Genomic DNA, 21,631 nt, shown 5'->3' on the forward strand with positions numbered 1-21,631 from the left:
TCTTATTAATCATCGCTTCCTAAAATACCGAAAAAGCGAAGCAAGTTGATGAATAGATTAATAAAATCTAAATACAAAGACAGTGCCAAAATCGGAACAAGCTCTTCCGTGATTTCACCGTGCTTCATTTTGTTAAAATCATACAGCACGTAAAGCGAGAAAACGATGGTACCAATCACTGAGAATGCCATGAGTCCAGGCGTTGTTAATGGACTAAACAGCGAGAAAATGCTGATACAGACTAGTGCTAACAGCGCTACTAATAAAAAGCTGCCTAAAAATCCTAAATCTTTTTTCGTTTTTGCGCCAATTACACCCATCACCGTAAAAATAACGAACGTGCTTCCAAACGCATAAAGAACGACTTGTGCTCCCGCTACTGACGCATAGTGGCTAACAATGGGAAAGAGCGTGATGCCTGATATAAATGAAAACGCATATGTAAAGCCGTATCCTACGCTTTTTTTCTTTCGTAACATAAATGCCGCAACCAGCATCACAAGCTCAGCAATCGCTAATGGAATAAAATAAGCCGGCGGCACATATTGACCTACGTATAAGCCAACTGTGGAAATAAATAACGAAAAAATAAATGTTACTAATACTTTTTGAAACAGAGACCGCTGCTCTACTCCAATTACTTCTTGCATGTGTAAAACCTTCTTTCTAAAATCTGTTATATTTTATATAATACCTACCTTTTCAAGAAAAATAAAGATAATACTAAGGTCTTTTTTCTTATTTTTATAGAAAGTAAGCATAGACGCTGCCGTCTATGCTTACTTGGTATCTCTTTATTTTGGCAACAGAATACCGTCAATAATTCCGTAAGTCTTTGCTTCTTCAGCACTCATAAAATAATCTCGTTCCGTATCATGTGCCACTTTTTCAACCGGCTGTCCCGTTCGTGTTGATATGATTTCATTAATATGCTGCTTGAGCTTTAAAATTCGGCGGGCGCTAATTTCAATTTCAGTCGCCTGTCCTCTAGCCCCTCCTAGCGGCTGATGAATCATAACTTCACTGTTCGGCAGTGCATAGCGCTTTCCTTTTGCTCCTGCTAGGAGAAGCAGTGCGCCAAAAGAAGCGGCCATGCCCGTGCAAATCGTTTGAACATCTGGCTTGATATACTGCATCGTATCATAAATCGCAAACCCTGCTGAAGTCGAACCTCCGGGGCTGTTAATATAAAGTGAAATATCTTTTTTAGGATCATCTGCCGCAAGAAACAGCAGCTGCGCGACCACGCTGTTGGCAATATGATCATTGATTTCATCACCAATTAAAATAATTCGATCTTTTAACAGCCTCGAATAAATATCATACGAACGTTCACCTCGGTTGCTTTGTTCAATTACATATGGAATCGTACTCATATATATCCTCCTTATCACACGTAATACGGCTATGCAGCCATGCAGAGAGTGCAAGTTGGAGTATACGTCGGCTTTTGGATGATGCTTTTTAAGGAAGGCAAAGCATGAATCAAAAGTACTGGATCCTGCGTTTCTAGCGTCTTATAAAAAAGCTCTGACAGCTCTTTTCGTTCTTTTTCATCCCAAAAAGAATCTGTGGAAAATGGCTCCCCGTCTTTTTCTAACCGCTGCTTGGCACGATGCAAATTGCTTTTTATCGCTGTTTCTGACGTTTGTAAAATCGAAGCGATTTCTTTCAGCTGATAGCGGAATCCTTCTTTTAAGAAAAAGATAACCGCTTGCTTCGGCGTAAACTGACTAAGCAGCAGCTCGACCGAGTGTTCCTTACTATCAAACGCCTGCTTGTCGGCTTGCTGCTCCAAACCCTTTTCTTCGGCTATTACTTCACGCTTTCGTTTTCTCAGCAGATCAATCCAGTGATGATACGCAATTTTATTTAACAGCGCGGAAGACAGCTTGTGCTCTTCACCTTTATATCGCTGAGCTTTTAAAAACGTTTCTTGGGCAATATCGTCTCCGTCCCACGCATTTTGCGCTAAAAAACGGCAGTACTGCTGCAATTTTGGGTAATGCTCGTTCCAGCATGCATCGTCAAAGCTTTCTGTTTGTGTTTCGATTTTTTTTGAATGTGACATGATTTTCACTCCTTTTGCACTCTCTATTTACTAAACGATTAAAGGAAGTTCAAAAGATACGGGGGATCAAACTTTTTACACATTATACGCTTAAGCAGCCATTTTTTTGTATTATAATGAAGATACCTTTATCTGAGGAGTCTAAAATAATATGCGAAGAAGAAGATTATATGGCAAGAAGAAAACGAACAAACTTCACTTTAAAGACTTAACCTGTGAACACCCTCAGCCTGCTTTGCCTATGAGCTATACAAGTGAAGCTCCTTTTTACTATTATGACGCGTCAGACGATGAAAGACAAAACGACTTTGAACTATATTCAGAGATTTGTATCATGAATCAAGAACATTTTTTCGTAAGAGGCTGTGTTGAAATTCCTGTTTTTAATGAAGAAGAATTTTTCACTTGGAACATATGGGTTTCTTTAAACGAAGAAAATTTCCGCCGAATGATCGATTTATGGGAAAGTGACAAAAGAGAAAATGAACCGCCTTATTTCGGCTGGTTTTCAGTTTCAATTCCAGGCTATCCGGAAACGTTAAATTTAAAAACAAATGTGCATACAAGATCTGTTGGAACAAGACCACTCATCGAGTTAGAGCCAACGAATCACCCTTTAGCCGTCGAGCAGCGGGAAGGGGTAACGCTAGAGCGAATTAAAGACATACAAAAACAATTGACTACCTATTAAAAAACCAAGACAGCCCCAGACTGTCTTGGTTTTTACCTTTATGGCATGCGCTTTGCTCCGTAGTATTTAGGAGCCCAGTAGCTGTCTACTTTATAGTTTGTAATTTTCACGCCCTCAGATGTGGATACGTGAACGACATAGTCATTTCCAATATAGATAGATGGAATAAGTGAACTTCCTTCAAAAAAGACGAGATCTCCCGGCTTCAAGTCAGATTGTGAAATGGTTTCTCCTGCTTCCCACTGCTGACTCGCATAGCGCGGAATGTCTTTTCCAGCTGCTTCTTTATAAATATATTGAACAAAACCAGCCGTATCAAAGCCTGTAGAAGGACTTGTCCCACCTTGTGCATAAGGTACTTCTCCTACATATTTAAGAGATTCGGTCACAAATGGGTTGTCTTTTGACAGCGATAAGTCATCGTAGCGCCTTGCTCCTGCGTACTTAGACGTCCAGTAGCTGCTTGTCAGATAATCAACCGTCACATTTTCGCTGCGCTTGGCATGAATAAACTGATTGCCGCCTGCATAGATACCGACGTGTGAAATCCCTTCACGATACGTGTCTTTAAAAAAAATAACGTCTCCTGGCTTTAAATTTGCGCGAGCAACTTCTTCTCCAACTTGCCACTGCTGATCCGTTGATCTCGGAAGGTAGACGTCCGATGCGTGTTGAAATACATATGCAACAAATGCGGAACAATCAAAACCGTCCGTTGGCGACTCGCCTCCAAATACATATGGTGTGCCGAGATGTTTTAGCGCTTCTGCAATAACTTCATTATCTTTTGCAATTTCCGGTGCTCCTGTAATGCGCTTTGCTTTGGCGAAATGTGATGACCAATACGCGCTGCTTGAAATGTTTTTCACCACAACTTTTCCGTCTGAAGAAGATGCATAAATCATCTCATCGTCTCCGATATAAATAGCAGCTACGTTCACTTCACCGTTTTCATTGGTGTCAAAAAACAATACATCGCCCGCTTGCAGCTCGTTTTTATCGACGGCTGTTCCAAGCTCTGACTGTTCTTTCACGGAACGAGGCAGCGTTGTATCGAGCGCTTGCTTAAACACATATTGAACGAAGCCAGAGCTGTCAAACCCTTCGCTTAGCGTCTCTCCTCCAGACGTATAATCCGCTCCTTCATACGTTTTTGCTTTGTCAGCAATCACATTTTCATCTGTAGCAGCCTGTACTTGCACAGCTTTTTCTGCAGGAAAAGCGCCTTCATAAAAAGTGGCAAGACTAAGCCCTAGCGCTGTGACCATAAGAGGTTTCATTACTTTCATCTTTGTTCTCCTTTGTTTTTTATTTCATCCAAGAAGTTTTATATGTAAATGGTTCCTCTGTTAAAGTATGGTGCAGATGGATAGGAATTGGCTAGTACCTTTTGACTTAAATATGCTTCCCTTCCAAAGTCCTGTAAAAAATCCAGAAAAAAACTCGGCGCATATTACGCCGAGCTTTTTTATTTCATGCCCACCTGGATATTTGCTGCTTTTTGTTTTTGACGTAAATTTGCAATCCACTTGTAGTAAAGTGTAATCAAAAGAACAAAAATACCAAGCGCAAAGTACAGTTTTGAATATCCTAAAGCACCTGCTGCAATTCCTAATACAAATGAACCAACCGCAATACCGCTATCATAAAACGTAAAGAATGTAGCAGTTGCATATGCGCTTCGGTGAGCAGGCGCCGCTTGAATCGCAAGCGTTTGGAAACTAGGAAGAAGCGTTCCATAGCCTAGTCCTACTAATGCACCTGAAAACAGCAGCATCCAAGAAGAATGTGTGAGGCTTAAGCTAAATAGACCAATCGCAAAGACAATACATGATGGAATAATCACAATGTTTGGGCCAGATTTATCAAATAATCTTCCTGTAAACGGTCGTGAAATCAGCATCGCAGCTGCGAACACGACAAAGAAAAAGCTTGCTGTTTTAATCAATCCAAGCGACTGTGCGTACACAGAAATAAAAGAAATAATGCTTGCATACGAAAAAGAAACGAGAATACCTACAGATGAAATCGGCATGGATTTCTTTTCAAACAAATCGCTCAGTGAAAATGATTTCTTCACTGACGGAGCAGCGTTTTCTTGAAGATTTTTGACCATCATTCCACACAGCCAGCCAACGAGCATAATCACACCAAATACAAAGAAAATAATGTTGTATGCCATGTATTGATGAAGCGTTAGTGCTAAAAACGGCCCTGCAACAACGGCTAAGTTCATTGACATTCCGAAGTAGCCAAGTCCTTCTCCTCGTCGTCTAGCGGGAACTAAATCCGCTGCAATCGCTCCGGTGACGGTTGTTGCTAAGCTGAATGAAATCCCTTGAAAGAAGCGCAGTAATAAAAGCACGTTAAAATGGTGGATGAACATATATAAGAAGGAAGAAAGCGCAAAAATGAGGGTACTAAATACGAGCGTTTTTTTCTTTCCAATGTTTTCAATGACTTTCCCTGAAAATGGTCTAACAATAATCGCAGATAATAAAAAGATAGTAACAACAAGCCCTGCCTGCGTACTCGTGCCTTCTAAGGCGTCTAATACATAAATCGGCAGCAGCGTCAGCAATGCATAAAACACGACAAAAATAAAAAAGTTGGTAATCGCAATGCTGATAAAGCTTTTAGTCCAGATTGGCTCCTGCTGGTTCGTCATTCATTTCACCCTTTTCTGTAGATTTACAAATTTTCTTTAATAACGAAATAAGCTGATCTTGTTCGCTGTCGGATAAAGCAATCAGCAAATTTTCTTCCAAACGTTCAATTTCTTGCTGAATTTCCGGAAGTTTTTTCTTCGCTTGAGGAGATAAATAAACGATGCGCTCTCGTTTATCACTGCCTGCTTTTCGAACGATCCATCCGCTTTTTTCAAGCCTTGTTAACGTGCGGGTCACCGTTGGCGCTTCGACATTTAAATACTGCCAAATCTCCGTTTGCGTCATCGAGCCGAATCGCTTTAAACAAAATAAAATTGAATACTGCGAGCTGTATAGCCCGTACGCTTTTAACACTTCATTTACTTCTTTAATAGACAATCTCGACTTTTGATGAAGCTCATGAAACACCAAGTTATTCACTTTTCCCACCTCACCTTTCATTTTATTTACCTAGGTAACTAATTGTTCTTTTATTAGTATATGTGCTGCTACTTGATGTGTAAAGGCGGCTAAAAAGGGCGAAAATCAGCTGTTTTCTCTTACTTTCTACTAATGATTTACGCTTTCACTTCTTTTTTCTTATTCTTTCGTATCACGAAACTTTTTGTATATATTTACATGCTCCTGCAAACTCTGTTAAAGAAGACGAAACAATATGCGGGAGGCTGGTATATGTTTTCACTGCGCGGCGATGCTCATAAAGTCTACCTTAAACTGAAAAAAGCAGCTGATCAAAACCAAAACGCAGAAGAAATTGATGAATTAGCGGAAATGGAAGAAATCCGGCAGCTTTACCTTACGCTAGACAGCGCTATTTTGCGAAAAGTGTATTACCGAATGACTAAAGAAAAAAACGGCTCCGGCGTCATTCCCATCCTTGTTTCTGCTTTGCCTTGGCTCTTTTTTTTATTTTCGCAGCGGCTGCAGCAATTTTTATTTAAAGACGGCAGCTGGCTTTGGATCATTTTTGTGGTGCTGTATGTTTTTATTCTCATTCCAAGCGTGTTTCTTCATTTCCGTGAACAATCGTGGGCTTCTGTTCATATTGAAATTATTCAAGACATTTTAAAAGACCGTGAAAAAGAGCCGAAACCCCTTTGAGGTCCGGCTGTTTTTTACCCATTATGAAATAGCTTGTCTGCTTTCTACGTCTCGACCTAACTTTCTTTTGATACGCTGCAGCGCGTTGTCAATTGACTTGACGTGCGTATTTAATTCTTTCGAAATTTCAGCGTATGAATGGCCGTCCATATACAGCGTCAATGCTTTTCTTTCCAATTCACTAAGTGTTTCCGCAATTTTTAACTCGCGGTCTTCCACTTTTTCTTGATGAATCAGCACCGCTTCCGGATTAGCAATTTGATCGCCAGGAATCATATCCATCAGCGTATAATTTGATTCTTCATCATACAGAGGCTTGTCCAATGAAATGTACGAATTTAACGGACCGTGCTTTTGACGAGTAGCCGTTTTAATCGCCGTAATGATTTGTCTTGTGATACATAACTCCGCAAACCCTTTAAAAGATGTTAGCTTGTCTTCGTTAAAGTCGCGAATTGCTTTGTACAGTCCAATCATTCCTTCTTGGACAATATCTTCTTTTTCAGCACCAATCAAAAAGTATTTTCTTGCTTTACCCCTCACAAGATTTTGATACTTGTTGATTAAATACTCCAATGATTTTTCATCTCCGCTGTGAACCATTTCAACCAAAACATGATCTTCTAACATAGCATAATTTTGAACTTTTTCAATTACGATGCCTACGCTCACTCATATCCCCCCGTTACACTTAGTTGAGTTTTGATGTGTTCTAAACTGATGCATGATCTACTTGTTACGACGCTACTGCAATACGGTCCAGAAACGTAAAAAGCGTACAGAGTAAACTGTCGCTTTCCTCTCTCACTTTATGCTCCCCTGCATCTTTCTATAATCTATTATAAAGAAGTATAACCGATAAAAATCAAAAAGGTTGTCGAAATATGAAAGTGGTTGCAAAAAAAATCAATTTTTATAGAAAATTCACACAAATCACTTTATTATTTCATATAGTGACAGCAATCTGTCAAAAAAGCAATAAAAAAATAATTCCATATGAAATAAACTTACTCAAGCAGAGTAAGTCGAAGTTGCAGATGATACTGCGCATATAGGATTAGTTGCCTTCCGGCTTATCAGCATTTTTTGTTCCCTTGCTTTTATAAGGCTTTGCATTTTTCTTCTTTTTTGCACTCGCCTGCCAGCGGTTCCACCCTTTTTTGCCGGTGCCTCGCCCCGTGCCGCCTTTACCTTTTGCTTTACTCATACGTATTCCTCCGTTACCTGCGTGTTTGCTACAATAAAAAAAGACCCCGTCCAAAGTCGGAGTCTTTTTTGGATTGCATAAAATTATGCTTTTACAACGTTAGCAGCTTGTGCACCGCGTTGACCTTGCTCGATGTCGAAAGTCACTTTTTGACCTTCGTCTAAAGATTTGAATCCGTCGCCTTGAATTGCGCTGAAATGTACGAATACATCTTCTCCGCCTTCAATTTCGATGAAACCGAAACCTTTTTCTGCATTAAACCATTTTACTGTACCTTCAGTCATACTATTTCCTCCAGTGGTGGAATTAATCCACGCATATATTACTACCCTTGCTCAATCGTACTATTTCCAGATAAAAATTTCTATTGAAGAATATTTCTCTTCTTTCAATTTCATACCGAACAAAAATAATTAACTTTAGTGTAACATATCAATTTAGAAATAGCAAGTTTCTGTTCTAAGACAGGCTTTATCCTAATTATGTATCTGCTAAAAGCCTACGGGGCAGCTTTGAGGCTACTAACATTTCTGAACGGTGATGCGTCATAAGGCTTTTTCATTCAGCAATATGTATGATCTCCACAAAAATAAATATTTCATATCCTGTTTTCTAAGAACTATGCCCCTTATAAATGGACATGCACATTTTTTTTCAATTTACTTTCTACTCTCTTTCCACCCACACAATAAAATAACCATTAATTACAAAATAAGATAATAATAGTATATAATGATACGTGATTTATAGCTAAGGAGGAACAACATGATTCGTGAACGATCACTTTTGATAAAAGGACTCACCTTTTTACTAGCTGTTTTTATTTTAAACATCCCTTTTCCTAATTCAACGCCGCTCAGTCATTCTGTCTTTTCTTTTTTAGGTCTTCCCCTCTATGGAGATGAAGAAACAATGACGGGATTCTATTATGCTAACAATGCGTGGGCAATCATGCTTTTAATAAGTCTTTTTTTACTTTATAAAAGTTTAAACCGTCATCGTTTAAAATTAACAATTTTAGCTGCATTCATCGTTACTTCTGGCCCTGGGTGTATGATTGAAGTCATGCAAAAGACCGTGTTGTCAGGAATGTATGCTGTTTCTTACGATGCTGAAAACAGCAACTGCACATTCGAGACTAATAAAAGAGAAACCATATTAACGGGAAATTGCAAGCTTTCCTTTGAAAATAACCGTTCAAAGCCTGTTACGTTTGAAGTAGCAATCGATAAGCGCGCTTTTTTTGAAGATGAACAGCCTTTTTTACAAATGATGAATAAGCCTAAACTTCATACCGTTACGCTAGAATCAAAGGGGTATCAAACTGTAGAAATTACTTCATCTATCCAAGTAGCTGATTTACCCTCTGAACTCTATATCGGGGAAATGAATGGCTTTCACGTCAACATTTATCAAAACGGAAAAAAACGTTATTTATAAGCATAGAAAAAGCCCTTATAGGGCTTTTTAAATGAGTGAATTACCAGCCAAAGCCTCCGCCGTAGCAGCTGCAGCCGATGATCACTAATAAAATAAATAATACAACTAATAAAGCAAAACCAGATCCATATCCACATCCAGCGTTTCCAGACATACGAACACTTCCTTTTCTTTAGTTACTCTTTCCTCAAGAAAAATGCCGCTTGCATTTCGCTTGAGTTGGATTATCTTATGCCTGAACACGCCCTTTTGACTCTGGTTTTTTCTTTTTTCTTTTTCCTTCTTGCCATGCACCTCATTAATAAAAGAAGAAAACAGCCTAAGAAAAGCGCTGATTTCGGTTCTTCTTTTCTGTCCAAAAGAGATTAAGACATACAAAATTAATTCAATCTAAAGACGAAGAAATGAGATCCATAAGCTGAAACTTACGTTCACCATATCAATAAGAAAATCCGAACGCGTTACATTCATCGTTCGGATCTTCTCCTTAAACTAAAATGCTTTTCAGCCTCTCTTACAAAATCATTTATTTCACTAGCTTACGTCTTTCAGAAGACCTTACTTCCGTACGCTTACCGATACCTAATACATAGTAGCTCAGCACAACAATAGCTAAAAAGATAATGCCAACAATCAGCGATATGCGCGTTTCATCATTAAACCACATGCCTACAAGCACCATAAGTAAAAACGCGATGGTTACGTAGTTCGTCACAGGAGCAAAAGGCATTTTAAACGGATGTTGATCCATCGCCGCTCCTTTTGCTTTTCGAAAACGAATTTGACTGATGAGAATCACAAACCACGGAATCATACCTGGAAGCACGCTCGCACTGTACACGTACACGAAAACGTTTGGCGGTGCAATATAATTTAAGACAACGCCCGCCGCTAAGCCAATCATCACCGCAACGGTACTATAAATAGGCACACCGTTTCGAGAGACCTTTGTGAAAAAGGCTGGAGCCTGACCGTTTACACCTAGCGTGTAAAGCATACGTCCCGCACTGAAAATTCCGCTGTTGCACCCAGACATGGCCGCTGTGATGACAACAAAGTTGATAATGCCCGCCGCTGCTGTAATTCCTACTTTAGCGAACGTAGAAACAAACGGACTGCCGAGTGAATCCAGCTCGTTCCACGGATACACCGTTACAATCACAAAGATGGCGCCGATATAAAAAATTAAAATACGCCAAATTAAGCTTTGAATTGCACTTGTTAACGTTTTTTTAGGATCTTTTGCTTCTCCTGCTGTAATTCCAATAAGCTCTACTCCTTGATAGGCAGCAATAACAAGGGACAAGGCAAAGAAAAAGCCTGACCATCCGCCTGTAAAGAAACCGCCGTTTGCCCACAAATTCGACAGGCCAAGCGCTTCGCCGCCGTTTCCAAGACCGAAAAAAATAAGGCCAAGACCGGCAATAATCATGAGAACAATCGTGACAATTTTAATCATTGCAAACCAAAATTCAAACTCTCCAAACGATTTCACCGAAATTAAATTGGCCCCACCAAGAATGACCATGGCGACAATTCCCGGAACCCACGCCGGTAAATGCGGGAACCAGTACTGCATATAAGCTCCGACTGCAATAATCTCTGCCATGCCCACAATCACCCATTGAAACCAGTTGCTCCAAGCCGTGATATAACCCGCTAACGGATGAATATATTTATGACCGAATGTCGCAAACGAACCCGTACTTGGCTCTAAATAAAGCATCTCACCCATTGCACGCATAATAAAGAAAATAAAAACGCCGCAAATAGCATACGCAAGCAGGACGGATGGCCCCGTCCATTTAATAGTGCTTGCTGAACCCATGAATAACCCTACCCCAATCGTTCCTCCAAGAGCAATCATTTGGATATGACGAGATTCAAGCCCTCTTTTTAACTCTTTGTTTGCCAATTCACTTCCCCCTAGCCCCTCGTGATGATTTTCTCTTCTATTAAGAAATTCTTTTATTCCCTTGTCCTGATAGAGAACTATCATCTTTTTTCTTTTTTATAAAGAAGTACGAACATACCACAAATACAGCAATCAGCAGCGTGAGATAAAACTGAGTGCGAAGTGAATCAATAAATGCCATCGCAATAAAGATACTTGTGATTGCCGCAATCGTTCCATACGTTAAATAAGGATACAGCCACATTCTGATTTTTAATGCTTCCGGCTTTTCTTTTTCGTATTTCTTTCTCATGCGAAGCTGTGAAAAAGCAATAACAAGGTACACAAGAAGCGCTACGCCTCCCGATGCGTTTACTAAAAATAAAAAGATTTTATCAGGTGAAAGATAGTTAAAACCAACGCTGATGTAAGAGATCACGGTACATCCTACAATGGCATTAAACGGAATGCCTTTTTTACTCACCTTCAAAAACATGCGCGGCGCGTCTCCTTTTTGCGCCATTGAGTACAGCATACGAGAACTTGTGTATAGACCTGAATTTAGGCAAGACAAAACAGCAGTCAGTACGATAAAATTCATAATTTGAGCCGCTGCCGGAACGTTTACCAGCTCCAATATCGAAACAAACGGACTTTTCATCAAGCTTGAAGAATCCCACGGAAGGATCGTTACTAAGATTAAAATAGACCCAAGATAAAAAAATAAAATACGATAAATAACGGTATTTGTTGCGATGGTGATTGCTCGCTCAGGCTGAGCCGATTCTCCAGCCGCTGTTGCGACAATTTCTGTCCCCATAAAAGAAAACATGACAATCGCCACTCCTAAAAAGACGGAGCTGATTCCATTTGGAAGAAATCCTCCTCTATGAAGAAGGTTTGACGCTCCTGGAGACTCTACTCCCGGTATTAAACCAAGGATGATCGCTCCTCCTAAAAGTAAAAACAGCACTAAACTAACTACTTTAATAAGTGAAAACCAGTATTCAAATTCACCAAATGATTTAACAGAGTATAAGTTCGTTAACGTTAATAAAAACGTCAGGATGAGACTCACGCCCCAAGACGGTAAAGACGGAAACCAATATTGAATAATCGTTGAACCCGCAATCGCTTCAACTGCAATAACAATTACCCAGAAAAACCAGTACAGCCAGCCGATTGTGTAGCCGGCCCACGGTCCAAGCGCTTCTCTGGCATACGTGGCGAACGAGCCGCTTGAAGGATTAGCCGTAGACATTTCCCCCAGCATTCGCATAACTAAAATCACCAGCAAACCGGCAAACGCGTACGAAAAAATGGAACCAGGACCCGCTGCGTTAATGAGCGATCCACTTCCAATGAACAAACCGGCACCAATGATTCCCCCTAAAGAAATCATGGTTATGTGTCGAATTTTTAATTCTTTTTTTAACTCAGGCGGTTGATGACTCATGTTAAAATCCTCCTTATAGGAACCGTCATTTAAAGAATTACACGTTCTTCGCATCACGCGTTAAATATGTAAGCCCTTACAACAATGTGGACAAATAGCTGCTGTTTTTCTACCCTCCTTTTATCTGTACATTCAAATAAAGCCTTCACTTGACGAAAAAGACAGCTTCATTCGACAAAAATTACTTTTCGAATTATATGATAATTTATATTGAACAACTTTGTCTATTGTTTTTTTGAAAGGAAGATCATTTTAATTTACTGCCGATAAACTCTTTCCCCTATCGTAATTCTTTACTTCAAAACATCTTTTCTTATCCTTTACCGACACTCCTTTCTTTTCGTTTTGTTCAAAATCACTATAAAAACCATAGATTCATTGGCGTTTTAAACAAAAGTGTTTATTTTTAAATTTTTTTGAACATTTTTGTTAAAAAACTATGTACAAAACGATAATAAGGTGATTATAATACAGGTATAGGGTGTTGGAATATTAATTATGTTTAAAATTTTCTAAAAAAAGGGGTAATGAAAATGAACACAATGAATATCAACGAAATCAAACAATACAAACACGAGCCTTTCACAGACTTTACGGTTGCACAAAACAAAGATGCATTTGAATCTGCATTGGAACTTGTACAATCAGAGCTTGGCAAGGACTATCCTCTTGTAATTGGCGGAGAATTAATTACAACAGAAGATCAAATTCAGTCCATTAACCCAGCAAATAAAACAGAAGTTATCGGCCGCGTGTCAAAAGCAGATCAAGACTTGGCTGAAAAAGCAATGCAAGCAGCACTTTCTACCTTTAATACGTGGAAAAAAGAAGCGCCTGAAGCACGAGCAGATATTCTTTTCCGCGCAGCGGACATTATTCGCCGCCGCAAGCATGAATTTTCAGCTTACCTTGTGAAAGAAGCCGGAAAACCGTGGAACGAAGCAGATGCTGATACAGCAGAAGCAATTGACTTCCTTGAATACTACGCTCGCCAAATGGTGCAGCTAAAAGACGGTGCGCCTGTGGAGAGCCGCGACGGTGAAGAAAATAAATTTAACTACATTCCGCTTGGTGTCGGCGTTATTATTTCACCGTTTAACTTTCCGTTAGCGATCATGGCTGGAACAGCAGCAGCAGCAATCGTAGCAGGAAATACAGTTCTATTAAAACCGGCTAACAACACACCGGTTATCGCAGCAAAATTTGTAGAAGTCATGAAAGAAGCTGGCCTTCCAGACGGCGTACTGAACTACGTGCCGGGAAGCGGAAGCGAAATTGGCGACTATTTAGTAGATCACCCAAAAACACGCTTCGTTTCATTTACAGGTTCACGTGAAGTAGGCTGCCGCATCTATGAACGCGCGGCAAAAGTACAGCCTGGTCAAATCTGGCTAAAACGCGTTATTGCTGAAATGGGCGGTAAAGACACGGTCGTTGTAGATAAAGATGCTGATTTAGATTTAGCTGCTTCTTCTATTGTATATTCAGCATTTGGCTTCTCTGGACAAAAGTGTTCAGCAGGCTCTCGTGCAGTTGTTCACCAAGACGTATACGATATCGTTCTTGAAAAAGCAGTTGCGCTGACAAAAACATTAACAATGGGCAGTCCTGAAGATGTGAACACGTATATGGGACCTGTTATTGACCAGGCTTCTTTCAACAAAATTACAAAGTACATTGAAATCGGTAAAGAAGAAGGCCGTTTAATGACGGGCGGAGAAGCAGATGATTCAAAAGGCTACTTCATTCAGCCTACGATCATTGCAGATGTAGATGAAAAAGCACGTTTAATGCAAGAAGAAATCTTCGGCCCAGTCGTAGCATTCTGCAAAGCGCGCGACTTCGATCATATGATGGAAATTGCTAATAATACAGACTACGGTTTAACAGGTGCCCTTCTTTCAAATACGCCTGAGCACATCGAACGTGCAAAAGAAGAGTTCCACGTCGGAAACCTTTACTTCAACCGCGGTTGTACAGGTGCCATCGTTGGGTACCAGCCGTTTGGCGGATTTAATATGTCAGGAACAGATTCAAAAGCTGGCGGTCCTGATTACTTGATTCTGCACCTGCAAGCAAAAACAACAAGCACGACGCTTTAATACTCAGTAGAGCAGCCTTAGGCTGCTCTATCTTAAAACAACAAGGGATTTTTTTCTATAGGGGGAGATATTTATGTTAGCAGAGGTATCTAAAAATGTGTTTCTTCACGCTTCCCAAAATAAAGCGCTAAACAAAGCAGCGAAAAAATGGGGTCTTCGCTTTGGTGCAGCTCAAGTGGTAGCTGGCGACACGATTGAACATGCGATCAAAAAAGTACGGGAACTGAATGAAAAAGGACTTGTTTGTACGCTTGATCATTTAGGGGAATTTGTTTCAAGCAGAGAAGAAGCTATCGAAGCGACTCAATATAATGTCAGAACGCTGGAAGCTATGGGGCAAGCCGGTGTAACGTGCAACTTATCTGTCAAAATGACGCAGCTTGGTTTAGATATTGACCGCAGTTTTTGCGTTGAGAACATGCGCCGCATTCTTGAAACGGCGAAAAAATACGACAACTTTGTCCGAATCGACATGGAAGACTACGCTCACTGTCAAATGACGCTAGATATTTTACGAGAGCTTCGCGAGACGTTTGATAATGTTGGAACGGTTATTCAAGCTTACCTGTTCCGCGCTGAACAAGACGTAAAAGAGCTAAAAGGTATTCCTCTTCGATTGGTAAAAGGCGCGTATCAAGAATCACCAACCGTGGCGTTTCAAGACAAAGCCCAAATTGACGAGAACTATATGCGAATTATTGAAGAGCATTTGCTGAGCGGGACGTACACGGCTATTGCATCTCATGACCATAATATTATTGCAAAAGTAAAAGAGTTCGCTCACAAAAACAACATCCCGCGCACGCAGTTTGAATTTCAAATGCTGTACGGATTCCGCACAGACATGCAGCTTAGCCTTGCAAAAGAAGGCTATACAATGCGCGTATACGTTCCATTTGGCAACGACTGGTTTGGCTACTTTATGCGCCGCTTAGCGGAAAGACCGCAAAACGTCGCATTTGCTTTAAAAGGATTCTTTTCTAAATAAGCAATCATTTAGTAAGTCCCTTAATGAAAACGCTATCATTTCTTTGTGCCCTTTGTAGATGCTTCTGCAAAGGGATTTTTTATACGATTTCTCTTCTCTTTCAGTATGTATTAAGGTAAAATAAAAATACGAACAAACGTTCTTTTTATTCCAAACAAAAAGGAGAGTACATATGAATCCTCTATCAAAATTAGAACTGCCTCCTAAGCTAGAACCTTACCGAAAAGAAATCGAAAAAACATGTAAGCCTTACATCCACATCAATACGGTTATGAACAGTCCAAAATTATATGAAAGCAAGTTTGGCGGCAACCCTTACCTTCCTCTAGAAGCAAATCATCCTCTTGATTCTCAAGGTAAGCCGATGCTCCTGATGGCACAAATCAATTTTTCTGAAGTACCTTCCTATGAAAATATGCCCGTTCAAGGCATGCTTCAATTTTTCATTTGCGGAGCTAATAACGAAAGCACGGGCGATATGTACGGCCTTGATTTTGACCATCCTACGGCTCAAAAAGACTTTCGCGTCGTTTTTTATGAAGACGTAATCACAGATGAAAAAAAGCTAACAACCGATTTTACGTATCTTGAAGACATTGATCGGGATATGTTCCCTATTCCTCAAGAAGTAGGCTTACAGTTTGAAATAAAAATCGAACCCGTTTCCCCTACTGACTATCGATATAATGATATAGAATCAGATTTATTTGAAGATGAAGAAACGGAAGAAATCTACTGGGATGAGCTTACGGGCGAGTATCATAAAATGGGCGGATACGCTTTTTTCACTCAAAGCGATCCTCGAGACTACGAGGAAGCGCTGCGAGCATACGATGTTCTGCTTCTTCAATTCGCCATGGACGACGAAGCGGATATTATGTTTGGTGATGCGGGTGTGGCCAATTTCTTTATTAAAGAAAAAGACCTTCGCAACCGTAACTTTAGAGATGTTTTATACAACTGGGACTGCTGTTAAAAAAACGCCCTCTTAGAAAAGTATCTAGGAGGGCGTTTTTCCACATTATTATTATTTACTACTCAGCCTGTTTTTTCGTCTCTTGCGGCATTCAGCGTTTCTTTAAACTGCTGTAGCGCTTTTACATCTGCAAATGTGCTTGTAGGAATAACGTATCCGCTCATTGCGCTAACAAGAATAAAGATATGTTCATCGGTTTCTCTAATTTGAGTGATGCTTGACCAAGGAGTCTTCACTTCTCCTTTTGAGCTTTTCTCTACCAAGCCATCTTCCGCAACCATCATAGTATGCTTACCCGTCAGACTGCTGTTATCTCCTTCATTTATTACCTTTACAATGTTCTTTTTAATACTTCCGTAAAAGTACTTCGGATAAAATAAAAACCACAGCACCGCAAGCAGTGCAAACGCTACGAACATGCCAAGTAAAAATTCTCCTTCAACCCACGAAACAAGCAAAGGAATAAGAAGAAAAATAAGCGACATCCATCGCTGAACTCTCAGCACTTTTTGTACTCTTTCCGAATGTTGAGCGTGATGCATGTTAAAAGCTACGTAATCATCTTTGGTTAACGTATAGTGATATTCCATATTAATCTCCAATTCTCCTAAATAACAACAAAATAAAATATACCTCATTTGGTGTTATATGTATATAAAATAATAAGTTTTTCTTATGAAAAGCATCATCTTTTTGTCATTTATTTACACGTATACATCACGTAAACTTAACTAGTACTCTACTATTTAAGGAGGAATGTTTATGACTTTTACACTGACGCATATTGATCATATTCAGCTAGCTGCACCCCCAAATTCAGAAAGCGAAGCACGACATTTTTTCGGAACCGTTCTTGGCTTAACAGAAATCGAAAAGCCGGAAAGTCTAAAAAAGCGCGGCGGCGTGTGGTTTGAATTTGGTTCTTATCAGCTGCATATTGGTGTTGAACTTGCCTTTTCACCCGCAAAAAAAGCGCATCCAGGCTTTCACGTTAAAAATCTCCCTGCGTTCAAAGATCATCTGACTAACTTCGGTATTTCTTTTATAGAAGACAAAAACATTCCCGATGTCGAAAGAATTTACGTGGATGATCCTTTTGGCAACCGAATGGAGTTCTTAGAGAAAGTGAATCTCCCTTTTTCTAACTGAATGTTCGACAAAACAAGAGCTCTTATTTAAGAGCTCTTGTTTTCTTTTGGTCCTTCTTTTTGCTTTTCTTTCCACAGCATGTATAGCAACACCCCCAGCACACAAAATGCCACGCCAAACATTGTTAAAGGAAATAAAAATGTATTAATAAAATGATGATAAACCCATGAGTCGTTCATCTAACCAGCTCCAATGCGCACCATTTTTTTACAGTATGCCCTACTATAAACTTTTTTATGTTGTGTTAAATATCATGGTTTCTATCATATTTCTATTTCTTTTTAATAGAGTAAATAGTAGATACATAACATTCTCCTCTTAGAGTTCTCATCCGCTGATTTCAAAATTTTATTAGAGGAGGTTTACTCTATGAAAAACAAGTTTACTGAAAAGCCTAAAAAGCTTTTTTGGATCCTTTCTTATAAATCATTAATTATCGCTATACTATTTGTTCTTTTAACATCAGCCGCTATTTTTACCGTCACGTATTCAACTCTTCAGCATACGCTGCGCTCAAACGTTGTCTATCAAGCACTATCAAATTATAAAGCCCAAAGCTTGTTCTACTTCATGCATACGGAAAACCATCATTTCTCTCATGCCTTTGAAGAAGACTTCTCCCCGCCTCCTCTCTCTTCTGTCGCCCTGCAGCTGGCGACGAATATTCGCGTGGCAGATACAAGAAGTCTATTTGGATCAGAACTGCCCGGCTTTTCTATTTTTGATTCTCATATTCTATTAGCCGGTGAAGGAACGGATTATACGACGATTCCCCATGAATCGGCTCCTCCTCTCGAAAGCATTTCCGGGGAGCGTGATTTGGATCCTGCTGAAAGCAAAACGTACGAAGAAAGCAAAAAACAGTCTCAAGCACAGGCCAAGCAAAGTACGGGAGACAGAAAAGTTGTGTACATCTACCACACGCACAGCTGGGAATCTTATTTCCCTTTACTTGGTATGCAAGGTGAAGCGAATGAAAATAAAGCCGTTGATAACAAAACCAACATCACGCTCGTTGGTCAAATGCTAGGAATGGAATTAAAAGCAGACGGAATCGGTTCGGAAGTAGATACAACTAATATGACGCAAAAGCTGAATGAAAAAGGCTGGGGTACGGGACGAGCCTATATGATGTCTCGCAACGTCGTGGAAACGGCTCTTCAGCAAAACAAAGACGTCGATTATTTAATTGATATTCATCGTGATTCCCTGCGCCAAGAAAAAACAACGGCCGCTATCAACGGCAAATCGTACGCTAAAATGATGATTGTATTAGGTGAAGCGAACCCGAAATTTGATGAAAACGTGAAAATGGCCAAAGCGATTCATGAAAAACTAGAGGAAAAATATCCAGGCCTTAGCCGCGGAGTATTAAGCAAAAAGAAAACAAGCGGCAATAACGGGCTATATAATCAAGACTTATCCGACCGCTCCATTTTAATTGAAGTAGGGGGCGTCGATAACAATATGGAAGAACTCACAAATACCGTCAAAGCTTTTTCTGATGTGTTCAGCGAGTATTACTGGCAAGCTGAAAAAGTGAATGCGCAGTAAACAAAAACTAGCTACCCCAGGTAGCTAGTTTTTGTTTTTATGAGAGTCACGCTTCTCCTCTTTTTCACACGCAAAGCACACCAGCTTCCCTTCAACAACCACACCGTTTAAAAATCCCTCTAAACAGTACACGTTCTTTTGACATACTGTGCAGATTCCAACGTACTCTTTCACAAATTCCTCACTCCTTACATACGATTAAAAACCATAAAAAAAGCTCTATTAAAGAGCTTCTTTCCGTACATAGGATTTTCCTTCATTTCAACAAACGGCTCATTTCCTCGGGAGAAAGCGGCTTATCGAATAGATAGCCTTGACCGATATGACAGCCTTGCTCCGTCACAAACTGCAGCTGTTCTTCGTTTTCGATTCCTTCTGCAGTTAGATCAAAGTTAAGTTTCTTTCCCATTTGAATAATCGTTTCCACCAGTACTTTTCCAACTTCGTCTAAGTCGTCAATAAATGATTTATCAATTTTTAACGTATTAATCGGCAAGTGTTTGAGATAGCTAAGGGATGAATAGCACGTTCCGAAATCATCCATCGCCACTTTTACGCCTAGACTCCGCAGACGGTTTAACACTTTTTTTGATTCTTGACTGTTTTGAATAACGCTTTCAGTGATTTCAAGTTCCAGAAAGTGCGGCTCAAGGCCCGTTTTTTTCAAAATTTGTTCCATCTCCGCTACGAATCGTGAGGACTTCAGCTGAATAGGTGATACGTTCACTCCTATTTTACTCGCTTGTGAATTCAGCTCCGTCCATGCTTTCATCTGCTTACACGCTTCTTCCAACACCCACTTGCCAACCGGCACAATTAGACCCACTTCTTCTAAAATAGGCAAAAATTCATTTGGATAGACGGTACCAAATTTTGCGCTATTCCAGCGAATAAGCGCTTCTGCCCCTATGACATCAGACGTTTTTAAATCGATTAACGGCTGATAAACGAGCTGAAATTCCTCTCTTTCTAGCGCATACTTTAACTCATTCTCCATGCTGATTGTTTTAATTATTCGTTCATTAGATGAAGACGAACTCATTTCATATGTGTTTCGTCCATTGCGTTTTGCTACATACATCGCAATATCTGCTTGCTTGATCAGCCGGTCGATTAGTTCATCTGCGTCTTTTGGAATAATATGCTGCTGACATTCCTTTGAAAATAGGCTGATACCAACGCTTGTAGAGGTTAGCACTTTATCTCCGTCTATATAAAAAGGAAGCGACATTTCTTTTACAATCTGCTCGGTCATTTCTTCAATTTCCTCAACAGTTTGTAGTGAATGCAGCACTAAAATGAACTCATCGCCCCCGTGCCGCGAGATAAAATCAGAGGAAGGAATACATTTTCTTAACCTTTCTGCTACGCGCCTCAGCAGCACATCGCCGTGATGATGGCCAAGCGTATCATTTATTGATTTAAAGCGGTCTAAATCCAAAAATAAAATGGCCAACAGTTCAGGAGATTCCCGATTTAAAAGCAGTTTTTTCAGCTGCTTGTTTAACCAATAGCGATTAGGCAAATTGGTTAACGGATCATAATAAGCCATTTGCTTAATTTTTTCTTCATATGCTTTTCGTTTTGTAATATCATTGCGAATCGATACGTACTGATACGGCTTACCCCGCTCATCTAAAAAAGGAACAATGGTTGTATCCACCCAGTAGTACGAACCGTCTTTTGCCTTATTTTTTATTTCTCCGTGCCATACCTTACCGGATCTGATCGTGCTCCATAACTCTTTAAAAAACAAGCTTGAATGATGTTTCGAATTAATAATACGATGATCCTGACCGAGAAGCTCATGTCTTTCGTACTTAGAAATTTCACAGAATTTATCGTTCACGTGATTGATGAATCCGCGACTATCCGTAATCGCTACAATCGATGATTCATTTAACGCAAGTTCAATATCATTTAGTTTTTTCAGCGCTTCTTTAAATTTATATTCAAAATGCCTGTTTTCCATAGCCTATACACCTTTATCAAAATTTTAACGATAAAACAAAACCCATGACGAAATGATAGAGAGGAATCGTGAATAATGAATACAAATTAACCAGTAACGGATAACGAATTAATCTGTCCGATTACCTTACATTATTAAAATAGCAAGCGTAGGATCACTGTTTTCCTCTTTTCACCTTCACAAACTTCTTACAAGAAGTTCGTGAAAAAATTGATAGATTGTTTCGTTTGTCCATGTCTTTTATCACAACTTTTCTATGGTACCATTAAAATGATTTTTATAGAAATGAAAGTGTACTTTCTTCACTTAATCGACATACCTTTTGATGGTGAACAAAAAAAGCCTCTGCTTTAGACAGAGG

General features: G+C 39.7%; 24 protein-coding genes. 8 read left to right on the forward strand and 16 right to left on the reverse strand.

Annotated features, from left to right (window positions below):
• Positions 1-5 precede the first annotated feature (5 nt).
• The 3 genes from ACFX4W_RS24765 to ACFX4W_RS24775 form a co-directional block, all read right to left on the reverse strand.
• Positions 6-650 carry a Bax inhibitor-1/YccA family protein gene (locus ACFX4W_RS24765; RefSeq protein WP_013058492.1) on the reverse strand — a complete coding sequence of 215 codons (645 nt, stop codon included), beginning with the start codon at positions 648-650 and terminating at the stop codon, positions 6-8.
• Between the two features lie 144 nt (positions 651-794).
• The gene (gene clpP / locus ACFX4W_RS24770) at positions 795-1,376 is read right to left on the reverse strand and encodes an ATP-dependent Clp endopeptidase proteolytic subunit ClpP (protein ID WP_043978569.1); all 582 of its coding nucleotides are present in this window, start codon (positions 1,374-1,376) and stop codon (positions 795-797) included.
• A 29-nt stretch (positions 1,377-1,405) separates the two neighbouring features.
• Positions 1,406-2,071, reverse strand: coding sequence for a sigma-70 family RNA polymerase sigma factor (locus tag ACFX4W_RS24775; protein WP_043978567.1), 666 nt, complete (start codon positions 2,069-2,071; stop codon positions 1,406-1,408).
• Positions 2,072-2,222: 151 nt separating this feature from the next.
• Here ACFX4W_RS24775 and ACFX4W_RS24780 point away from each other — a divergent pair, with 151 nt between their 5' ends.
• The gene (locus tag ACFX4W_RS24780; RefSeq protein WP_377560215.1) at positions 2,223-2,762 is read left to right on the forward strand and encodes a DUF2199 domain-containing protein; all 540 of its coding nucleotides are present in this window, start codon (positions 2,223-2,225) and stop codon (positions 2,760-2,762) included.
• A gap of 38 nt (positions 2,763-2,800) precedes the next feature.
• On the opposite strand, the gene ACFX4W_RS24785 is transcribed toward ACFX4W_RS24780, so the two are convergent.
• The 3 genes from ACFX4W_RS24785 to ACFX4W_RS24795 form a co-directional block, all read right to left on the reverse strand.
• The gene (locus tag ACFX4W_RS24785) at positions 2,801-4,051 is read right to left on the reverse strand and encodes a C40 family peptidase (RefSeq protein WP_043978561.1); all 1,251 of its coding nucleotides are present in this window, start codon (positions 4,049-4,051) and stop codon (positions 2,801-2,803) included.
• Positions 4,052-4,230: 179 nt separating this feature from the next.
• Positions 4,231-5,430, reverse strand: coding sequence for an MFS transporter (locus ACFX4W_RS24790; protein ID WP_043978558.1), 1,200 nt, complete (start codon positions 5,428-5,430; stop codon positions 4,231-4,233).
• Positions 5,399-5,851, reverse strand: coding sequence for a MarR family winged helix-turn-helix transcriptional regulator (locus ACFX4W_RS24795; protein WP_013058498.1), 453 nt, complete (start codon positions 5,849-5,851; stop codon positions 5,399-5,401). The genes ACFX4W_RS24790 and ACFX4W_RS24795 overlap by 32 nt, the downstream gene beginning before the upstream one ends.
• Positions 5,852-6,103: 252 nt before the next feature.
• On the opposite strand from ACFX4W_RS24795, the gene ACFX4W_RS24800 reads away from it, so the two are divergent.
• Entirely contained in the window at positions 6,104-6,532 is a 429-nt protein-coding gene (locus tag ACFX4W_RS24800; protein WP_043978555.1) for a hypothetical protein, read from the forward strand.
• Between the two features lie 21 nt (positions 6,533-6,553).
• On the opposite strand, the gene sigH is transcribed toward ACFX4W_RS24800, so the two are convergent.
• The 3 genes from sigH to ACFX4W_RS24815 all read right to left on the reverse strand — a co-directional run bounded on the left by sigH (position 6,554) and on the right by ACFX4W_RS24815 (position 8,023).
• Positions 6,554-7,204 carry an RNA polymerase sporulation sigma factor SigH gene (gene sigH, locus ACFX4W_RS24805; RefSeq protein ID WP_013058500.1) on the reverse strand — a complete coding sequence of 217 codons (651 nt, stop codon included), beginning with the start codon at positions 7,202-7,204 and terminating at the stop codon, positions 6,554-6,556.
• Positions 7,205-7,589: 385 nt separating this feature from the next.
• The gene (locus tag ACFX4W_RS24810) at positions 7,590-7,745 is read right to left on the reverse strand and encodes a DUF3934 family protein (protein ID WP_162837669.1); all 156 of its coding nucleotides are present in this window, start codon (positions 7,743-7,745) and stop codon (positions 7,590-7,592) included.
• 77 nt (positions 7,746-7,822) lie between these two features.
• On the reverse strand, positions 7,823-8,023 hold the full coding sequence (locus ACFX4W_RS24815; RefSeq protein ID WP_013058502.1) for a cold-shock protein: 201 nt from the start codon (positions 8,021-8,023) through the stop codon (positions 7,823-7,825).
• Between the two features lie 481 nt (positions 8,024-8,504).
• On the opposite strand from ACFX4W_RS24815, the gene ACFX4W_RS24820 reads away from it, so the two are divergent.
• A complete protein-coding gene (locus tag ACFX4W_RS24820; RefSeq protein WP_043978552.1) occupies positions 8,505-9,179 on the forward strand; it encodes a hypothetical protein in 675 nt (224 codons plus the stop codon).
• Positions 9,180-9,219: 40 nt separating this feature from the next.
• Here ACFX4W_RS24820 and ACFX4W_RS24825 read toward each other — a convergent pair whose 3' ends face one another.
• The 3 genes from ACFX4W_RS24825 to ACFX4W_RS24835 all read right to left on the reverse strand — a co-directional run bounded on the left by ACFX4W_RS24825 (position 9,220) and on the right by ACFX4W_RS24835 (position 12,529).
• Positions 9,220-9,333: a YjcZ family sporulation protein gene (locus ACFX4W_RS24825; RefSeq protein ID WP_080781593.1), complete on the reverse strand. Its 114-nt coding sequence runs from the start codon at positions 9,331-9,333 to the stop codon at positions 9,220-9,222.
• Between the two features lie 372 nt (positions 9,334-9,705).
• Positions 9,706-11,094 (reverse strand): amino acid permease, encoded by a 1,389-nt coding sequence (locus ACFX4W_RS24830; protein ID WP_016765133.1) that lies wholly within the window; start codon positions 11,092-11,094, stop codon positions 9,706-9,708.
• Between the two features lie 40 nt (positions 11,095-11,134).
• The gene (locus tag ACFX4W_RS24835) at positions 11,135-12,529 is read right to left on the reverse strand and encodes an amino acid permease (RefSeq protein ID WP_028409796.1); all 1,395 of its coding nucleotides are present in this window, start codon (positions 12,527-12,529) and stop codon (positions 11,135-11,137) included.
• 533 nt (positions 12,530-13,062) lie between these two features.
• Between ACFX4W_RS24835 and pruA the strand changes: the two genes are divergently transcribed.
• The 3 genes from pruA to ACFX4W_RS24850 all read left to right on the forward strand — a co-directional run bounded on the left by pruA (position 13,063) and on the right by ACFX4W_RS24850 (position 16,595).
• A complete protein-coding gene (gene pruA, locus ACFX4W_RS24840) occupies positions 13,063-14,631 on the forward strand; it encodes an L-glutamate gamma-semialdehyde dehydrogenase (protein ID WP_280560108.1) in 1,569 nt (522 codons plus the stop codon).
• A 73-nt stretch (positions 14,632-14,704) separates the two neighbouring features.
• Entirely contained in the window at positions 14,705-15,619 is a 915-nt protein-coding gene (locus tag ACFX4W_RS24845) for a proline dehydrogenase family protein (RefSeq protein WP_025750035.1), read from the forward strand.
• A 172-nt stretch (positions 15,620-15,791) separates the two neighbouring features.
• Complete coding sequence (locus tag ACFX4W_RS24850) at positions 15,792-16,595, forward strand: YwqG family protein (protein WP_043978545.1); 804 nt, start codon at positions 15,792-15,794, stop codon at positions 16,593-16,595.
• Positions 16,596-16,657: 62 nt separating this feature from the next.
• Here ACFX4W_RS24850 and ACFX4W_RS24855 read toward each other — a convergent pair whose 3' ends face one another.
• The gene (locus ACFX4W_RS24855; protein ID WP_043978543.1) at positions 16,658-17,185 is read right to left on the reverse strand and encodes a YcxB family protein; all 528 of its coding nucleotides are present in this window, start codon (positions 17,183-17,185) and stop codon (positions 16,658-16,660) included.
• A 172-nt stretch (positions 17,186-17,357) separates the two neighbouring features.
• Between ACFX4W_RS24855 and ACFX4W_RS24860 the strand changes: the two genes are divergently transcribed.
• Positions 17,358-17,744 carry a VOC family protein gene (locus ACFX4W_RS24860; protein ID WP_237074212.1) on the forward strand — a complete coding sequence of 129 codons (387 nt, stop codon included), beginning with the start codon at positions 17,358-17,360 and terminating at the stop codon, positions 17,742-17,744.
• A gap of 26 nt (positions 17,745-17,770) precedes the next feature.
• On the opposite strand, the gene ACFX4W_RS24865 is transcribed toward ACFX4W_RS24860, so the two are convergent.
• Complete coding sequence (locus tag ACFX4W_RS24865; RefSeq protein WP_013058513.1) at positions 17,771-17,923, reverse strand: hypothetical protein; 153 nt, start codon at positions 17,921-17,923, stop codon at positions 17,771-17,773.
• A 190-nt stretch (positions 17,924-18,113) separates the two neighbouring features.
• Between ACFX4W_RS24865 and spoIIP the strand changes: the two genes are divergently transcribed.
• A complete protein-coding gene (spoIIP, locus tag ACFX4W_RS24870) occupies positions 18,114-19,298 on the forward strand; it encodes a stage II sporulation protein P (protein WP_043978539.1) in 1,185 nt (394 codons plus the stop codon).
• 24 nt (positions 19,299-19,322) lie between these two features.
• On the opposite strand, the gene ACFX4W_RS24875 is transcribed toward spoIIP, so the two are convergent.
• Together ACFX4W_RS24875 and ACFX4W_RS24880 are read right to left on the reverse strand one after the other, a co-directional pair.
• On the reverse strand, positions 19,323-19,472 hold the full coding sequence (locus ACFX4W_RS24875) for a hypothetical protein (RefSeq protein WP_016765142.1): 150 nt from the start codon (positions 19,470-19,472) through the stop codon (positions 19,323-19,325).
• Between the two features lie 82 nt (positions 19,473-19,554).
• A complete protein-coding gene (locus ACFX4W_RS24880) occupies positions 19,555-21,270 on the reverse strand; it encodes a putative bifunctional diguanylate cyclase/phosphodiesterase (RefSeq protein ID WP_043978537.1) in 1,716 nt (571 codons plus the stop codon).
• Between the last annotated feature and the right edge of the window lie 361 nt (positions 21,271-21,631).

The organism is Priestia sp. YIM B13489 (genome assembly GCF_042787645.1).
Taxonomy (GTDB): Bacteria; Bacillota; Bacilli; order Bacillales; family Bacillaceae_H; genus Priestia; species Priestia megaterium.

What these genes read in the sequence shown, in the direction of transcription:
- ACFX4W_RS24765 (WP_013058492.1), bottom strand. Translation starts at nt 650, where the DNA reads ATGCAAGAAGTAATTGGAGTAGAGCAGCGGTCTCTGTTTCAAAAAGTA.
- clpP (WP_043978569.1), bottom strand. Translation starts at nt 1,376, where the DNA reads ATGAGTACGATTCCATATGTAATTGAACAAAGCAACCGAGGTGAACGT.
- ACFX4W_RS24775 (WP_043978567.1), bottom strand. Translation starts at nt 2,071, where the DNA reads ATGTCACATTCAAAAAAAATCGAAACACAAACAGAAAGCTTTGACGAT.
- ACFX4W_RS24780 (WP_377560215.1), top strand. Translation starts at nt 2,223, where the DNA reads ATGCGAAGAAGAAGATTATATGGCAAGAAGAAAACGAACAAACTTCAC.
- ACFX4W_RS24785 (WP_043978561.1), bottom strand. Translation starts at nt 4,051, where the DNA reads ATGAAAGTAATGAAACCTCTTATGGTCACAGCGCTAGGGCTTAGTCTT.
- ACFX4W_RS24790 (WP_043978558.1), bottom strand. Translation starts at nt 5,430, where the DNA reads ATGACGAACCAGCAGGAGCCAATCTGGACTAAAAGCTTTATCAGCATT.
- ACFX4W_RS24800 (WP_043978555.1), top strand. Translation starts at nt 6,104, where the DNA reads ATGTTTTCACTGCGCGGCGATGCTCATAAAGTCTACCTTAAACTGAAA.
- ACFX4W_RS24815 (WP_013058502.1), bottom strand. Translation starts at nt 8,023, where the DNA reads ATGACTGAAGGTACAGTAAAATGGTTTAATGCAGAAAAAGGTTTCGGT.
- ACFX4W_RS24820 (WP_043978552.1), top strand. Translation starts at nt 8,505, where the DNA reads ATGATTCGTGAACGATCACTTTTGATAAAAGGACTCACCTTTTTACTA.
- ACFX4W_RS24825 (WP_080781593.1), bottom strand. Translation starts at nt 9,333, where the DNA reads ATGTCTGGAAACGCTGGATGTGGATATGGATCTGGTTTTGCTTTATTA.
- ACFX4W_RS24835 (WP_028409796.1), bottom strand. Translation starts at nt 12,529, where the DNA reads ATGAGTCATCAACCGCCTGAGTTAAAAAAAGAATTAAAAATTCGACAC.
- pruA (WP_280560108.1), top strand. Translation starts at nt 13,063, where the DNA reads ATGAACACAATGAATATCAACGAAATCAAACAATACAAACACGAGCCT.
- ACFX4W_RS24845 (WP_025750035.1), top strand. Translation starts at nt 14,705, where the DNA reads ATGTTAGCAGAGGTATCTAAAAATGTGTTTCTTCACGCTTCCCAAAAT.
- ACFX4W_RS24850 (WP_043978545.1), top strand. Translation starts at nt 15,792, where the DNA reads ATGAATCCTCTATCAAAATTAGAACTGCCTCCTAAGCTAGAACCTTAC.
- ACFX4W_RS24855 (WP_043978543.1), bottom strand. Translation starts at nt 17,185, where the DNA reads ATGGAATATCACTATACGTTAACCAAAGATGATTACGTAGCTTTTAAC.
- ACFX4W_RS24860 (WP_237074212.1), top strand. Translation starts at nt 17,358, where the DNA reads ATGACTTTTACACTGACGCATATTGATCATATTCAGCTAGCTGCACCC.
- ACFX4W_RS24865 (WP_013058513.1), bottom strand. Translation starts at nt 17,923, where the DNA reads ATGAACGACTCATGGGTTTATCATCATTTTATTAATACATTTTTATTT.
- spoIIP (WP_043978539.1), top strand. Translation starts at nt 18,114, where the DNA reads ATGAAAAACAAGTTTACTGAAAAGCCTAAAAAGCTTTTTTGGATCCTT.
- ACFX4W_RS24880 (WP_043978537.1), bottom strand. Translation starts at nt 21,270, where the DNA reads ATGGAAAACAGGCATTTTGAATATAAATTTAAAGAAGCGCTGAAAAAA.